Genomic DNA, 15,066 nt, shown 5'->3' with positions numbered 1-15,066 from the left:
GACTCGACGCGCCGATTGAGGGGTGCTACGATGTGACACACATAATTGTTTAGCCAAATGCTTTATTTTGTCCTGCTGTTAACATTCTCGTGCAATGATAAAAGGGGAAACGAGTGTCGGTTCCTGTGGGGGACAGGGTGAGTTCTCGGCCGGCGTCGGTGGTGACGACGGGTCGCCAGCGCGGTCGGTCACGCTCGAACCTGACGACGTCTTCGAGATCCTACGGAACCAGCGCCGACGAGACGTGCTTCGATTCTTCTTCGAAGAGGGTCGCACTGCGGTCGAACTCGGTACGCTGGCCGAACACCTCGCCGCGGCCGAGTTCGAGACGACGATCACCGAACTCACGTCACAGGAACGCAAGCGGATGTACGTGAGTCTCTACCAGTGCCATCTGCCGAAGATGGACGAGGCCGGGATCATCGAGTTCGACTCCGACCGGAAGACGCTCGAGCTCGGAGCGAACGCTCACCACCTCGAACCGTACCTCTATCTCGACGAGACGCCGTCGAGGGTGCAGGACGAGGCGGCGGACGCGGACGACGAATCGGTCGACGAGGTAGAATTACACCGCTACCTGTTCGCGTCGCTGAGCGGGTTGCTCGTCACCGCCGCGACAGCGCTCGGTGCCGTCTCGACGGTTGTCGTGGTGGAACTCCTGCTGCCCGTCGTGTCAGTGCTCGTCGGTGCGGTCGGGCTGTTCCAGTTCACGCAGACGCGAGAGTGACCGGGCCGACCCGTCGGCGTCCACACTGAGTTTCAATTCTGATTCTGGGGCTGGCGGGGGGCCAGCCCTCATTCGGTCACTCTTTACCAGCTTATCTGCCGCCTAAGGTCACACTCTATGACTGCCCTATCGCGTTATCATCTCGGAGACTGACGGTTACCTGGAAATTTACAATGACCCCGGGTGTGCTATGGGGAACTGCGGAGGTGAGTGAAGTCGGCCTCGCCGCGTCATCTCGCCTCCAGGTGTGGGAGCCGTATCGGGTGGATTGGGGTGTGCCGTCCCGGTTTTTCACCTCCGCGTTTGGTTCTCCTGACCCCGGTTACAGCCGCGATGCGATCGTCGCGGCCGTTTTTTCACCGATCCCGTCGACGCCCTGTAGCTCCGACGCCGACGCGTTGCGGACGTTTTCGACGCTGCCGAACCGCCTGAGGAGACGCCGGCGGGTCTCCGGTCCGACGCCCGGCACCTCGTCTAACGCCGTCGAGACCTCGTCTCGTATCGACTGGTGGTACTGGACGGCAAAGCGGTGGGCCTCGTCGCGGACGCGCTGGCAGAGGTGCAGGTGTGGGGCGTCGTCGGGCCAGTCGTACGTTCCCGTGGGGGTGACGATCAGCTCTTCCTCCTTCGCGAGGGCGACGGCCGGCACGTCCCAGCCAGTCTCGGCGAGGGCGTCCTGGGCCGCGCCGAGTTGCCCCTCGCCGCCGTCGATCAACAGCAGATCCGGGTCCGGTCGCTCGTCGCGGCCGTCGATCGCGCGCTTCCCGCGCCAGCGCACCAGCGTCCGCATGTTCGCGTAGTCGTCGTTCGTCTCGTCGAGTTTCTTCCGCCGGTAGTCGCTCTTTTCGGGACTGCCGTCGACGAACGTGACGTTACTTCCGACGACCGCTCGCCCCTGGGCGTGGCTCACGTCGAACCCTTCGATGCGCTCGACGGCCGAGTCGAGGCCGAGCGCCTGTGCGAGCGCCCCGCCTTCGTCCTGTCGGGCGCCGACGCCGCGGCGCGCGTTCTTCAGCGCGAGGTCCACCAGTTTCGCCTCGCGGCCGGCGCCGGGCACGCGGACGGCCACGCCCTCGGCGTCCAGCCAGGCGTCCAGTTCGCGGTCGTCGGGGCGCTCCGAGAGGAGGATCGCATCAGGAAGGTCCCGCTCGGCGTAGTACTGGGGAATGAACGCGGCGAACACCGCCCCGACGTGGCCGTCACCCGCCACGCCGTCGTCCTTCGGTGCCGCGAGCGTGTGGCGCTCCCGGTCGACCAACTGGCCGTCCTCGGCGTGGAGTCGCGCCACGGTCGCTTCGTCGCCCTCGACGGTCGCACCGAGGACGTCCACCGCGCGCTCGCCGCCGGCGTCGCTTGACGAGACCGCCTCGCCGCCCTCGCCGTGGAACGCCTCGACGGCTTCCAGTCGGTCACGGAGGTTCGCCGCCCGCTCGTACTCCCGGTTCTGGGCGGCCCGCTCCATCTCGCGACCGATCGGGTCCGCGAGGATGCCGGTCTCGCCCTCGAAGAAGCGCCGGACGCTCTCGACGTCGTCCCGATACGCGTCCTCGCCGATCTCGTCGGTGCAGGGCGCGGTACACAGCCCGATGTCGTAGTCCAGACAGGGCCGGTCGCGGGTGGCGTACTTGTGATCCGAGCAGCCCCGCAGCCCGTAGGTCTCCCGGAGCGCCTTGACGACGGTCTCGACGCGGCTCTTGTCCGTGAACGGGCCGAAGACGATGGCGTCGTCGTCGGGGTCACGGGTGATCTCGATGCGCGGGAACGGGTGGGCGGTCAACTGGACCAGGGGATAGGACTTGTCGTCTTTCAGGCGGACGTTGTAGCGGGGCTGGTGGCGCTTGATGAGGTTCGCCTCCAGCAGGAGCGCCTGGGTCTCGGTGTCGGTGACCGCCACGTCCACGTCCGTCGCGCGGGCGACCATCTGGCGGATGCGCTCGCCGCGCGGATCGGCGTAGGAGCGGACGCGGTCGCGGAGGTCGACCGCTTTGCCGACGTACAGGACGACGCTATCACCGGACTGCGTCCGGTTGCCAGAGGGACTGCGTCCCTCGCTGTCGTCGGTCAGGAACTGATAGACGCCCGGCTCCCGAGGGAGATCGGCCGCGCGGTCCCGAACCGCAGTGGGGTCCATCTCGGCGCGGCCCTAGGTGCCGTCGCCGTATTTGCGTTGCTACTCGGGGTGGGGTTCGAGTGGGTCCTCCCGTGGCGCGGTCTCGGCCCCGGGCTCCGGTTCGGTCCGCAGGTGTCGCTGCAGGCGGGTCAACTCCGTCGTGGCCCCCTTCGGCGCGGGGACGTACAGATCGTCGTCGCCGGCGACCGCGATCCACAGCCCGTGCGTGCGACTCTCGATGTACAGGCCCAGCGCGCCGAGACAGACGGCGAAGGCGAGGAGGCCGGCCACGAGCAGCACGTCGTCGAGCATCCCCAGGAACCGCGAGACGGTACTGAGCAGTCCCATCATGCTCCCGACGCCGGTCTGGCTCGCAGCCTTGGTGTTGAGCTGGCTGAGCGAGATCAGGCCGCCGAAATCCATGGTGTAGCCGACGCCGACGCCGACGAGACCCCCGAGTCCGCCTTTGCCCATGTACCCCAGCCACTGGGTCTCCCCGCTGCTCTCCAGGGCCGCCCCCTCGACGTTCGGCCGCTCGATGGCCCGGTAGTTGGCGCCGTCGCTCTCGGGCGTGAACGCCAGGAGTCGCTGATTGGTCACCACGATCCCGTTCTCCCCGAACGAGATGGCGTCCTCGATCTCCTCGCCGTCCCGCAATCGCTGGCGTGCCCGTTCGCTCCAGCGCGCCATGTGCGGGGCTTCCGGGCCCGCGCATATGAAATTCGTCCCTCGATTCTCGCTGTCGATATCTGTCTGACGCGCGCACGACGGCAATGCGTGGATACAAACCCGACGGCGGGCAACGCTCCCACATGACCGACGGCGACGACACCGTCCAGTTGTGGCTCGTCGAACGCGATTACAACGACAAGGGACTCGTCACGCTCGTGTACGCGACGCCCGACGGCGAACGGTTCCAGCAGAGCAACCGCTCCTCGCAGATGCTCACCCGCAACGGCGTCACCGCCGCGACGCAGGCCGACCCCGAGAAACTCGAACCCGTCGCGGACGCCGACCGACGGGAGCGCTACGCCAGCGAGGCCCAGCGCATGGCCGAGAAACACGCACCCGACGACGAAGTCTGACGCCCCGGGCAGAATCAGTCGAAAAAACAGAATTATACGCCAGCACGAACATCCGTGGGTATGGCTGCGATCGAGCTCGACGGCGTCACCAAGGAGTTCGACGCCGTGACAGCTCTCCGTGGGGTGGATCTCACGGTAGAAGAGGGGGAAATATTCGGCTTTCTGGGGCCGAACGGCGCGGGGAAATCGACCACCATCGACGTGTTGCTGGACTTCGTCCGGCCCACCAGCGGCCGCGCGACGGTCCTGGGACACGACGCACAGGCCGAGTCCGCACAGGTCCGCGCCCGGACGGGCGTGCTGCCCGAGGGCTTCGACGTGTACGATCGGCTGACGGCGCGCCAGCACGTCGAGTTCGTCGCCGAGTCGAAGGACGTCGCCGCGGACGTGACGGGCCTGCTCGACCGCGTCGGCCTCGCCGATGCCGCCGACCGCACCGCCGGGGACTACTCGAAAGGGATGCAACAGCGGCTCGCACTGGCGATGGCGCTGGTCGGCGAGCCGGACCTGCTGATCCTGGACGAACCGACTTCGGGGCTGGACCCGAACGGGGCGCGGGAGATGCGCGAACTCATCCGGACCGAGCGCGACCGCGGCGCGACGGTGTTTTTCTCGTCGCACATCCTCGGCCAGGTCGAGGCCGTCTGTGACCGCATCGCCATCCTCGAAGACGGCGCCGTCCAGACGGTCGATCGCGTCGAGTCGCTGCGCGCCGACGCTGGCGGCGGGACACAGCTCCACGTGACGGTCGAGTCGCTTCCCGACGGTGCCGTCTCGGCGGTCCGAACTCTGAGCGGGGTTTCGACCGTCGCTCCCGACCGCGGGGCGGCCGACCCGACCGTCTCGATCGCGTGTGCCGACGAGGCGAAACTGCCGGCGCTCAACGCACTGGATCAGCACGGGGCGCCGGTGCTCGATTTCGTCACGGAGGAGGCCTCGCTGGAGGACCTGTTCGTCGAGTACACGTCCGGAAACACGGCCCAGCCCGTCAGCGGGGAGGGACGGGCATGACCTGGGTCGCCGTCGCCCGAAAGGACTTCCACGACGCGATCCGGTCGCAGACGCTGTGGGTCGTCGCGGGCCTGTTCGCCGTCCTCGCGGTCGCCGCCGCGATCCTGTTTTCGTTCCTCGCGCTACCGGGATCGGGCGACCGGCTCACCCTGCCCAGCTCGAACCGGATGTACAATCTCATCCTCTTTTTGCGAACGCCGGCGGGGTGGCTGGTGCCCATCACCGCGCTGCTGGTCGGGTACAAGGCCATCGCCGGCGAGCGCGAGTCCGGCAGCCTCAAACTCCTGCTGTCCCTGCCACACGAGCGCCGCGACGTCGTGCTCGGGAAGATCGTCGGGCGGACGCTCGTCGTCGCGTCGGCCATCACTGCTGGCTTCGCGACGGCGTTTCTCATCGGCCTCGTCCTCTACCAGTCGAGCTCGCCCCTGCTCTTCCTGGCGTTCATCGCGTTTACGGTCGCCTTGTCGACGGCGTTCGTCAGCATCGCCGTCGGGTTCTCGGCGTTCACGGCGTCGGCCAGCCGGGCGGCGGCGGGCGCGGTCGGCACTTTTGCGTTGTTCAACTTCGTCTGGGGCGGGGTTCCGAACGCTCTGTATCTCCTGTCGGCCGGCTCGATGATGCCCGCAACCGGGGAGTTCCCGGCCTGGTTCGTCTTCCTCCAGCGACTGAGCCCCACCGGCGCCTACGAGGGAACGTTCCTCCTGTTCCAGGGATCGTCCCTCCTCCAGTCGAAGCTCGGCGGGCCTGTGCCTTTCTACCTCTCCTGGTGGTTCGCGCTCGTCATCCTGGGGCTGTGGATCGTCCTCCCGTCGTGGGTGGGCTACCTGCGATTCCGCGACGCCGATCTGTAGCTCCCGCGACAGCGCGCGTCGCGCGGCCGAGCAGGCCCGGTGAGAATCGGTCGGCGCGTCACTGCACGCCGCGGTCAGCCAGCAACGCCTCGAACTCGGTTTCGTCGAGTTGGGGGACGTCGTTCGCGTCGGCGTCCTCCCGTTTCGACGTACCGGGGTTGTCGCCGACGACGAGGTAGTCCGTGTTCCCCGAGACGCTACTGGTGGCGTTCGCGCCGTGGCGCTCCACGAGGTCCTGGGCCTCCTGACGGGTGAACGCGTCGAGCGCGCCGGTGAACACGAACGTGAGGCCGTCGAGTTCGTCGCCGCCGTCGACCTCGACCGGCTGGGGGTCGACGCCGTGGTCGCGCAACCGCTCGATGACCGCCTGGTTCCGGTCCGAGTCGAAGAACTCCTGGATCTCGCGGGCCACGACGGGTCCGATGTCGTCGACCGCACGGAGGTCCGCTTCGGTCGCGTCCATGACGGATTCCAGATCGCCGAACGCCCGCGCGAGCGATTTGGCCGTCGTCGGCCCGACCTCGGGGACGCCGATGGCCGAGAGGAACGCGTCGAGCGACGGCTCCGTCGCGTCGTCCAGCTCGTCGAGCAGGTTCTCGGCGCTCGTCTCGCCCCAGCCGTCGAGGGCCGCCAGGTCCTCCCGGTCGAGATCGTAGAGATCCGGCAGTTCTTCGACCAGGCCCGCGTCGAGGAGCTGCTGGATGCGCTCGGGACCGAGTCCCTCGACGTCCAGCCCGGTGCGGCTGGCGTAGTGTTCGATCGCTCGCTCTAACTGGGCGGGACAGGCCAGCCCGCCGGTGCAGTACGCCATCGGTCCCTCGCGCTCGACGGCGCTGTCACACACCGGGCAGTGGTCGGGGAACTCGTAGTGGCCCTCGCTGTGCTTTTCGACGACCTCCTCGACGTCCGGGATCACGTCGCCGGCGCGCTTGACGCGGACGGTGTCGCCGACGCCGACGTTCAGCGACGCGATCTCGTCGGGGTTGTGGAGGCTGGCCCGCGAGACGGTCACGCCGGCGACTTCGACGGGTTCGAGCAGGGCGACGGGGGTCAGGCGGCCGGTGCGGCCGACCTGGACGACCACGTCGGTGACCGTCGTCACCTCCTTGCGCGCGGGGAACTTGTAGGCGAAGGCCCACCTGGGCGCCCGACTCGTCGCGCCCAGCACGTCGCGGGCCGCGTGGTCGTCGACCTTGACGACGACGCCGTCGATCTCGTAGGCCAGGTCCTCGCGGCGCTCCATGAGCCGGTCCCGGTAGTCGATCGCCGCCTCGACGTCTTCGACGCGCTCGACTTCCTGGGAGACGCGGAGCCCCCACTCCTGGAAGCGATCCAGTTCCGACCAGTGGCTGTCGGCCCGTTCGCTGGCGTCGAGCACCTCGAAGAAGAAAATCGAGAGCGGTCGCTCGGCGGTGACCGACGGGTCGAGTTGCCGGAGGGTGCCCGCCGCGGCGTTGCGCGGGTTCGCGAAGGGATCGTCGCCGCGTTCGACTCGCTCGCGGTTGTACTCGGTGAAGGCGTCTTTGGGCATGTACACTTCGCCGCGGACCACGAGGCGGTCGGGGTAGTCCCCGCGAAGGCGCTGGGGGACGCTCCGGATGGTGCGGACGTTCGCGGTCACGTCGTCACCGGTCTCGCCGTCGCCGCGAGTGGCGGCGCGCTCGAAGCCGCCGTCCTCGTAGACGATTTCGACGGAGAGCCCGTCGAACTTCGGCTCGCAGACGTACTCGACGTTCCCGTCCCAGTTCGCGTCGGCGAGCCCTTCACGGACGCGGCGGTCGAACTCCCGGACCGCCTCGGCCTCGACGCTCTGGTCGATCGACAGCATCGGCACGACGTGCTCGACGGTGCCGAGTTCCTCCAGGGGCTCCCCGCCCACGCGCTGGGTCGGACTGTCCTCGGTCTGGAGGTCGAACGCGTCCTCCAGTGCCTCCAATCGCTCGAACAGCGCGTCGTACGTCCGGTCGGCGATCACCGGATCGTTCTCGACGTAGTAGCGGTAGTCGTGGAACCGAATCGCCTCGCGCAGATCGGCCGCCTGCTGGCGAGCCTCGGACTCCTGGAGCTCGTCGACCGGTCGGAACGTCGTCTCTGGGGCCTGCACGTACGGATTGTCCTCGGGCGCCGCCTCCGTCTCTGCCATCGGCGGGACGGTTGGGCGCTGCACTCCTAACTGTACCGCCTCTCGACTTTGGCACCTGGTAGCAAGTCTCAAACTGCGCCTACCGGCCGTTTAGTGGTCGGTTACGAGAGATTACGGGCTGTATACTAATGGTGGATTGCGGCGTTGTTGCAGGTACTATGTGGGGGGACTCGCGCCGCGACGGGGAGAGGCTTCGGTCACTCGTCCCGTCGGGGGTCGGCGACGACGAACGCACGGAGCAGACGACTGACCGGTCGTCGACCGGACACGGCCTGTTCGGTCGACTGCGTGGCGCCATCACGGCCGCCGCGTTCTGGATGGCGATTCCGCTGCCGTTCCTGTACGTCCCGGTGTTGCTCTCCGGTCTCAAAACGCAGTCCGAGTATCTCGTCTTCGTCGGGCTGGTCGTGACACACGTCGCGGTGCTCTCTGTTGGTCATCCGTACGCGACGGACAGGTCCGGTGACCGGGACCGGACGGCAGGAACCGACCGCAGCGAAGCGGCTGACTGACGGTACGGAATCGACGCGAGAGAACGAAACTGCGTGCGACCCCGTCGCGAGCTGTTGTCGGGAACTCCTCCCGTTCTGTCGTGGTTACAGCCCGGCGACGTCTTCGATGGCGTCGGTCAGTTCCTTGATGCTCTCGACGGTGTGCTCGCCCATGTGGCCGATGCGGAACGTCTTCTCGCCGAGCTGTGAGCCGTACCCGTTCGAGAAGACCATGTCGTACTCCTCGGAGACGGCGTCGATGGTTTCGGCGACGTCGATGCCCTGCGTGTTCTCGATACAGGACACCGTCTGGGAGCGGTACCCTTTCTCGGCGAAGAGGTCGAAGTGCTCACGAGCCCACTCGCGGGTGTACTCGGCCATTTCCTGGTGGCGCTGGTTGCGCTCCTCGTGGGTCTCGTCGAGCATGTGTTTCATCTGCTTGCGGTAGGCCAGCATGATGGGGATCGCCGGCGTGGAGTGGGTCTGGCCCTTCCGGTCGTAGTAGTCGAGACAGCGCTGGAAGCCGCCGTACCACGAGGCGGAGTCTTTCTCCAGTTCGCGGTCGTAGGCATCCTCGCTGACGACGCAGACCGCCAGTCCCGGCGGCATGGCGAACGCCTTCTGGGTGGAGGTGAAGATGACGTCGATGTTGTGCTCGTCGATGTCGACGTAGTCGCCGCCCAGCGCGGAGACGGCGTCGACGACGAAGTACGTGTCCGGGTACTCGGCGATCAGGTCGCCGATCTCCTCGATGGGGTTGCGGACGCCGGTCGAACTCTCGTTCATCACCGTCGCGACGACGTCGTAGTGCTTGTCGCTCGATTCGAGTTCCTCGCGGATGTCCTCGGGCTTGATGGCCTGGCCCCACTCGTACTCGAGCCGATCGACGTCCTTGCCCAGGCGCTCGGCGACGTTGGCGTGGCGCTCGCTGAAACTCCCGCAGGTCGGGACGAGGATGTTCTCGTCGACGAGGTTGAGCGTCGACGCCTCCCAGAACTCGGTCCCCGACCCCGTGAGGATGATGACGTCGTTGTCGGTGCCGAGGAACTCCTTCGTGTCCTCGACGATGGTCGTGTAGAGGTCGGTCATCCGGTCCATGCGGTGGCCGAACATCGGCTCGCACATCGCCTCGATGACGTCCTCGCGCACCTCGGTCGGCCCCGGGATGTACAGCTGCTTGTCGGGATAGTCGTCTTTGTATTCTTGTTTTTTGGTCACTGAAACCACCTTGAGTATGGTGTCCCCTCGGAGCGGGACGGCATGGTAGTTTTGATACCGGCCCAGTCACTGGGTCAGCAGGTCGGCAAGCGGGTCGAGGTGGCCGCGCCCGACGACCGCGACGACGTCCCCCTCCTCGCGGAGTGCCGTCAGTCGCTCGGCCATGCATTCCTCGCGGGTTTCGTCCCGGAGCTTGACCGGTTCGGGCGGGTCCGCGACGCGTAACAGCGTCAGGCTCTGGGTGAGCTGTGACCGCTCGTCGTCGGCCTGCACCGCCGGGGCGTCACGGAGGCTACAGTCGTGGTCGACCGGCTCGTCGACTTCCAGTCGGAGGCCAGTGAGGTCGCACACGGTCGCTGCGAGCCGACAGACCGTCGCGTGTCGGAGGACGCTCGTGATCCCCGAGACGAGCGACCGGACCGTCGAGAGCGAGGCGCGCTCCTGCCGGAGGTTCGCGGCGAGCGTCCGCACGAAGCGGCCGTCGATGCCGTCGATGCCGACGACGCGCGCCTCCTCGGCGGCCGAGATGGCCGCGCTGATCTCGCCGCCGAACGCTGGGACGTCCCGGTCGTCGGCCGCGTACTGGCGGAACAGCGGCAGCGCGAGCGGCGGCGTTTCGAGCGCGAGCACGTCGGGCGCGCGACGAGAGACGATCTCGTGAACGCGGTAGCGACTGGCAGGGTGATCGTGAACGACGCCGACGAGCGTCACCTGGCCGTCGTCGAGCGTCCTGACGTGGTCGTCGTCGAGCCGCGGGTCGTCGGGGGAGGGACTGTCGGCCGCCATCGTCTGTCGGGACGCTGCCAGTGAAGGGAGATTAAGGTTGGCTTTCCGCGCCAGTACTTGCGAGATACCTACGGCTTACCCAGTAAGGCGGCCGTACTCGCCGGGAAGACCGTCCGCAGTGGCCGTCGCGCGACAGTGACATCGCGACTACGTATGGCGCGTGGTAACTTGCACCGCTGAGATATTTGCCGTAACTCTTGGTTATAGATGGCTGCGGATATATGAGTGTGGTACATGACTAACGACACGCGAGGGTTCGGGACGCGTTGCGTCCACGCCGGGCAGGCCGAGGCCGACCCGGCGACGGGCGCGCGGGCGCCCCCCATCTATCAGACCACCTCGTACGTCTTCGAGGACGCCGACCACGCGGCGGATCTGTTCGCGCTGGAGGGCGAGGGGAACATCTACTCCCGGTTCCACAACCCGACGGTGCGGACCCTGGAACGGCGGTTGGCGTCGCTGGAGAACGGCGTCGACGCCGTCGCGACCGGGAGCGGACTGGCAGCGCTCGACGCGGGGACGACCGTCCTCGCCGACGCGGGCGACAACGTCGTGTCGGCTTCGTCTATCTACGGCGGCACGCACACGTATCTCTCTCACACGGCCCGTCGGCGCGGGATCGAAGCCCGGTTCGTCGACACGCTCGACTACGCCGCCTACGACGACGCCATCGACGACGACACCGCCTACGTCCACTGCGAGACGATCGGGAACCCGTCGCTGATCACGCCCGATTTCGACGAACTCGCGGCCGTCTGCGAGGAAAACGAGGTCCCGCTGTTCGTCGACAACACGTTCGGGACGCCGGCGCTGTGCAACCCCCTCGACCACGGCGCGGACGTCGTCTGGGAGTCGACGACCAAGTGGATCCACGGCTCGGGGACCACGGTCGGTGGCGTCCTCGTCGACGGCGGCTCGTTCCCCTGGGGCGAGTACCCCGACCGGTACCCGGAGATCGGCGCACCTAATCCCGCGTTCAACGGGACGAACTTCAGCGAGCACTTCGGCGAGAACGCCTTCTCGGCGGCCGCCCGCTACCGCGCCCTGCGCACGCTCGGCGATGGCCAGGCCCCGTTCGACGCCTGGCAGACCCTCCAGGGGAGCGAGACCCTCTCGCTCCGGATGGAACGCCACTGCGAGAACGCGATGGCCGTCGCCGAGTTCCTCCAGGACCACCCCGAGGTGTCCTGGGTCATCTATCCCGGCCTGGACAGTCACGAGACCCACGACAACGCCAGCGAGTTCCTGGAGGGTGGCTACGGCGGGATGATCGCCTTCGGCCTCGACGGTGGGTACGAGGCCGGCCGCGACTTCTGCGAGGCGGTCGACCTCGGGCAGTTCCTCGCCAACGTCGGCGACGCCAAGACGCTCGTCGTCCACCCGGCCAGCACGACCCACGCGCAGTTGACCGAGGACGAACAGCGCGCCAGCGGCGTCACGCCCGACCTCGTGCGCCTGTCGGTCGGCATCGAGGATGTCGAAGACCTGAAAGCGGACCTCGCCCAAGCTATCGAGGAGGCGACCTGAATGGAGACTGACCACGACACCGTTTCGCTGGGCGAGTTCGAGTTCCAGTCCGGGGAGTCGATCCCGGACCTGGAGCTGGCCTACGAGACCTACGGCGAGTTCACCGGCGACAACGCCGTCCTCGTGTGCCACGCGCTCACCGGCAGCGCCCACGTCGCGGGCCACCGCGGCACGCAGGGCACAGCCGGCCAGGCCCGCGCCTGGTGGGACGACATCGTCGGTCCCGGCAAGGCCATCGACACCACCGAGTACTTCGTCGTCTGCGCCAACAACCCCGGCTCCTGTTACGGCTCGTCCGGCCCGGCCTCGGAGAACCCCGAGACCGGCGAGCCGTACGGGACTGACTTCCCGGCAGTCACCGTCGGCGACTGGACGGAGGCCCAGCGGCTCCTGCTGGACGAACTCGGGATTCCGCACCTCCACGCCGTCGTCGGCGGGAGCGTCGGCGGCATGAACGCCATCGACTGGGCGAAGCGCCACCCCGACCACGTCGAGCGCGTCGTCCCTATCGCGTCCGCCGCGCGACTGGACCCGCAGTGTCTCGCGATCGACGCCATCGCGCGCCGCGCCATCACCACCGACTGCGACTGGCAGGGCGGCGACTACTACGGCACCGACGCGAAACCGACCGACGGCCTGTCGCTGGCTCGCCAGCTCGGGCACGTCATGTACCTCTCGAAGGCCTCGATGGAGGCCAAGTTCGGCCGCCGGGCCGCCGGCCGCGACGCCATGCGCTCGTTTCCGGTCGACCCCGCGGGGACGTTCTTCCCCTACCGGGACGTCGAATCCTACCTCGACTACCAGGCCGAGAAGTTCGTCGAGCGGTTCGACGCCAACAGCTACCTCTATCTGACGCGGGCGATGGACAACTACGACCTCTCGGCCGGCTTCGAGTCCGACGCCGACGCCCTGGCCGCCTTCGAGGGCGAAGCCCTGGTGGTGTCTTTTACCGGCGACTGGCACTTCACCACCGAACAGGCCGAGGAACTGGCCGACGCCCTCCGGACGGTCGACCAGCCCGTCGCCCACCACGTCATCGAGTCCGATCACGGCCACGACGCGTTCCTCGTCGAACCCGAGAAAGTCGGCCCGCCGCTCGCCGACTTCCTCGAAGACGGCGTCGACGGGAAGTCGGTCACCGACACCGTCGAGCGCGAGGACGAGAGCAGCCAGTTCGCGCCCGTCCACACGAGCCTGTTCTCCGACTAGAACCCACTTTTTTGCGACGGCGGGTGTCCTCGCAGCGCTTTGCGCTGCTGCGGGTACCCACCGCCGCAAAAACCTGGACTAAAAAAGCGCGAGCGACCGTGTCGCTCGCGTGAACCGCGCGCCACAGGGCGCGCGGATGCTTGTCTCTACGACCGACGCAACAGCACCGCGAGCCCCGCCAGCACCGCGACCGGGTACGCGGGCCGCTCCAGCGAGACCGTCACGGCCGCCGAGAGCGCAATTCTCGCCCCTTGGACGGTCGCGACCGACGTGCCGGCCGCGCTCACTGCTCCCTGGACGATGACTGCCGTCGCTCCCAGGGCAGCGATGGCACCCGCCGCCCGCCACGGGTGGTCGCTGATTCGTTCGAGGACGCCGCGCCGGTTCCCTCCCAGTCGTCCACACATTGCCAGGTGGTTGCCACCCCGCTCGTATAGCGGTACCTTTCTAGTCGTCCTGTCGTGTCAACGTATCTGGAACGTAGTGTTCACACTCCCGGGCCGCGTCAGAGATACGGGCGGATAATGCACATTGGGACAGGTATAATGTCGCCCCCTCCCTCTCACTGTTCAAACATGACTGACGACGACGAGTCCATCGAGACGAAGTCCCTGCACGTCGGGCAGGAAGAGCCCGACGCGGCGACGGGCGCGCGCGCACCGCCGATCTATCAGACCACGTCCTACGTCTTCGAGGACGCCGAGGACGCCGCTTCCCAGTTCGCACTGGAGAAACCGGGCTACATCTACTCGCGGCTGATGAACCCGACCGTCGAGACGCTCCAGGAGCGCATCGCCGCGCTGGAGGGCGGCGTCGGCGCCGTCGCCACCGCCTCCGGGATGGCCGCGCTCAACCTCACCGACTTCGTGCTGGCCGGCCCGGGCGACAACATCGTCACTGCGTCCTCGCTCTACGGCGGGACGTACACCTACTACTCCCACACGCTCCCCCGCCAGGGCGTCGAGGCGCGGTTCGTGGATACGCTTGACTACAATGCATACGAGGAGGCAATCGACGAGAACACGAAGTACATCCACTGCGAGACGATCGGCAACCCCGCGCTGGTGACGCCGGACATCGAGCGGCTTGCCGGTATCGCGGAGGACCACGGCATCCCGCTGCTCATGGACAACACCTTCGCGACGCCCGCGCTCTGTAACCCCATCGAGCACGGCGCGAACCTGGTGTGGAACTCCACGACGAAGTGGATTCACGGCCACGGCACCACTGTCGGCGGCGTCGTCGTCGACGGGGGCAACTTCGACTGGAGCGCCCACGCCGAGGACTACCCGGAGATCGCCCAGGACAACCCCGCGTACCACGGCGTCAACTTCGCCGAGGCGATGGGCGAGCAGGCCTTCACCTACACCGCCATCGCCCGCGGCCTGCGCGACCTGGGCAACCAGCAGTCGCCCTTCGACGCCTGGCAGACGCTCCAGGGACTGGAGACGCTGCCTCATCGCATGCGCGCTCACTCCGAGAACGCGCTGGCCGTCGCGGAGTTCCTCCAGGACCACCCCGAAGTCTCCTGGGTCACGTACCCCGGCCTGGAAGACCACGAGACCCACGACAACGCCTCGAAGTACCTAGAGGGCGGCTACGGTGGCATGCTCACCTTCGGTCTAGAGGACGGCTACGAGGCGGCTCGCGGCACCGTCGAATCCACGGAGATCGCCAGCCTGCTGGCCAACGTCGGCGACGCGAAGACGCTCGTCATCCACCCCGCCTCGACGACCCACCAGCAACTCACCGCAGAAGAGAAGGAAGCCGCGGGCGTCACCGACGACCTCGTGCGCCTCTCGGTCGGGCTCGAAGGCGTCGAGGACATCAAAGCGGACCTCGATCAGGCGATCGACCAGGCGACGTAAGCGGCACTGCGGACGGGTCTCGACCGTGTGGCGGGCGGCG

The 15,066-nt window shown here is 67.5% G+C and carries 14 protein-coding genes; 8 read left to right on the top strand and 6 right to left on the bottom strand.

The window, feature by feature from the left end:
• Nucleotides 1-94: 94 nt before the first annotated feature.
• Entirely contained in the window at nt 95-727 is a 633-nt protein-coding gene (locus MU553_RS16210) for a DUF7344 domain-containing protein (RefSeq protein WP_247379341.1), read from the top strand.
• 322 nt (nt 728-1,049) lie between these two features.
• Here the strand turns inward: MU553_RS16210 and MU553_RS16205 are convergent, their stop codons facing one another.
• Together MU553_RS16205 and MU553_RS16200 are read right to left on the bottom strand one after the other, a co-directional pair.
• Nucleotides 1,050-2,858, bottom strand: coding sequence for an excinuclease ABC subunit C (locus MU553_RS16205; protein WP_247379339.1), 1,809 nt, complete (start codon nt 2,856-2,858; stop codon nt 1,050-1,052).
• Nucleotides 2,859-2,897: 39 nt separating this feature from the next.
• Nucleotides 2,898-3,527, bottom strand: coding sequence for a hypothetical protein (locus MU553_RS16200; RefSeq protein WP_247379337.1), 630 nt, complete (start codon nt 3,525-3,527; stop codon nt 2,898-2,900).
• A 122-nt stretch (nt 3,528-3,649) separates the two neighbouring features.
• On the opposite strand from MU553_RS16200, the gene MU553_RS16195 reads away from it, so the two are divergent.
• Genes MU553_RS16195 through MU553_RS16185 form a run of 3 tightly spaced genes read left to right on the top strand, consistent with a single transcriptional unit; the run spans nt 3,650 to nt 5,784 of the window.
• Complete coding sequence (locus tag MU553_RS16195) at nt 3,650-3,922, top strand: DUF7967 family protein (RefSeq protein WP_247380103.1); 273 nt, start codon at nt 3,650-3,652, stop codon at nt 3,920-3,922.
• A 60-nt stretch (nt 3,923-3,982) separates the two neighbouring features.
• Nucleotides 3,983-4,933: an ABC transporter ATP-binding protein gene (locus tag MU553_RS16190; RefSeq protein ID WP_247379334.1), complete on the top strand. Its 951-nt coding sequence runs from the start codon at nt 3,983-3,985 to the stop codon at nt 4,931-4,933.
• On the top strand, nt 4,930-5,784 hold the full coding sequence (locus tag MU553_RS16185) for an ABC transporter permease subunit (protein ID WP_247379332.1): 855 nt from the start codon (nt 4,930-4,932) through the stop codon (nt 5,782-5,784). The genes MU553_RS16190 and MU553_RS16185 overlap by 4 nt, the downstream gene beginning before the upstream one ends.
• Nucleotides 5,785-5,842: 58 nt before the next feature.
• Here MU553_RS16185 and ligA read toward each other — a convergent pair whose 3' ends face one another.
• Nucleotides 5,843-7,927 carry an NAD-dependent DNA ligase LigA gene (ligA, locus tag MU553_RS16180; RefSeq protein WP_247379329.1) on the bottom strand — a complete coding sequence of 695 codons (2,085 nt, stop codon included), beginning with the start codon at nt 7,925-7,927 and terminating at the stop codon, nt 5,843-5,845.
• A gap of 158 nt (nt 7,928-8,085) precedes the next feature.
• Here ligA and MU553_RS16175 point away from each other — a divergent pair, with 158 nt between their 5' ends.
• Nucleotides 8,086-8,439: a DUF8028 family protein gene (locus MU553_RS16175; RefSeq protein WP_247379327.1), complete on the top strand. Its 354-nt coding sequence runs from the start codon at nt 8,086-8,088 to the stop codon at nt 8,437-8,439.
• An 84-nt stretch (nt 8,440-8,523) separates the two neighbouring features.
• On the opposite strand, the gene MU553_RS16170 is transcribed toward MU553_RS16175, so the two are convergent.
• Together MU553_RS16170 and MU553_RS16165 are read right to left on the bottom strand one after the other, a co-directional pair.
• On the bottom strand, nt 8,524-9,636 hold the full coding sequence (locus MU553_RS16170) for a pyridoxal-phosphate-dependent aminotransferase family protein (RefSeq protein WP_247379325.1): 1,113 nt from the start codon (nt 9,634-9,636) through the stop codon (nt 8,524-8,526).
• 66 nt (nt 9,637-9,702) lie between these two features.
• Entirely contained in the window at nt 9,703-10,422 is a 720-nt protein-coding gene (locus MU553_RS16165; protein WP_247379323.1) for a TraB/GumN family protein, read from the bottom strand.
• Between the two features lie 234 nt (nt 10,423-10,656).
• On the opposite strand from MU553_RS16165, the gene MU553_RS16160 reads away from it, so the two are divergent.
• On the top strand, nt 10,657-11,949 hold the full coding sequence (locus tag MU553_RS16160; RefSeq protein ID WP_247379320.1) for an O-acetylhomoserine aminocarboxypropyltransferase/cysteine synthase family protein: 1,293 nt from the start codon (nt 10,657-10,659) through the stop codon (nt 11,947-11,949).
• Nucleotides 11,950-13,158 carry a homoserine O-acetyltransferase MetX gene (gene metX / locus MU553_RS16155; protein WP_247379318.1) on the top strand — a complete coding sequence of 403 codons (1,209 nt, stop codon included), beginning with the start codon at nt 11,950-11,952 and terminating at the stop codon, nt 13,156-13,158.
• 146 nt (nt 13,159-13,304) lie between these two features.
• Here metX and MU553_RS16150 read toward each other — a convergent pair whose 3' ends face one another.
• On the bottom strand, nt 13,305-13,565 hold the full coding sequence (locus MU553_RS16150) for a hypothetical protein (protein ID WP_247379316.1): 261 nt from the start codon (nt 13,563-13,565) through the stop codon (nt 13,305-13,307).
• A 168-nt stretch (nt 13,566-13,733) separates the two neighbouring features.
• On the opposite strand from MU553_RS16150, the gene MU553_RS16145 reads away from it, so the two are divergent.
• A complete protein-coding gene (locus MU553_RS16145; protein WP_247379314.1) occupies nt 13,734-15,026 on the top strand; it encodes an O-acetylhomoserine aminocarboxypropyltransferase/cysteine synthase family protein in 1,293 nt (430 codons plus the stop codon).
• Nucleotides 15,027-15,066 lie beyond the last annotated feature (40 nt).

The sequence above is a fragment of the Halorientalis brevis genome, assembly GCF_023077655.1.
This window is presented reverse-complemented; position numbering and strand designations above follow the sequence as displayed.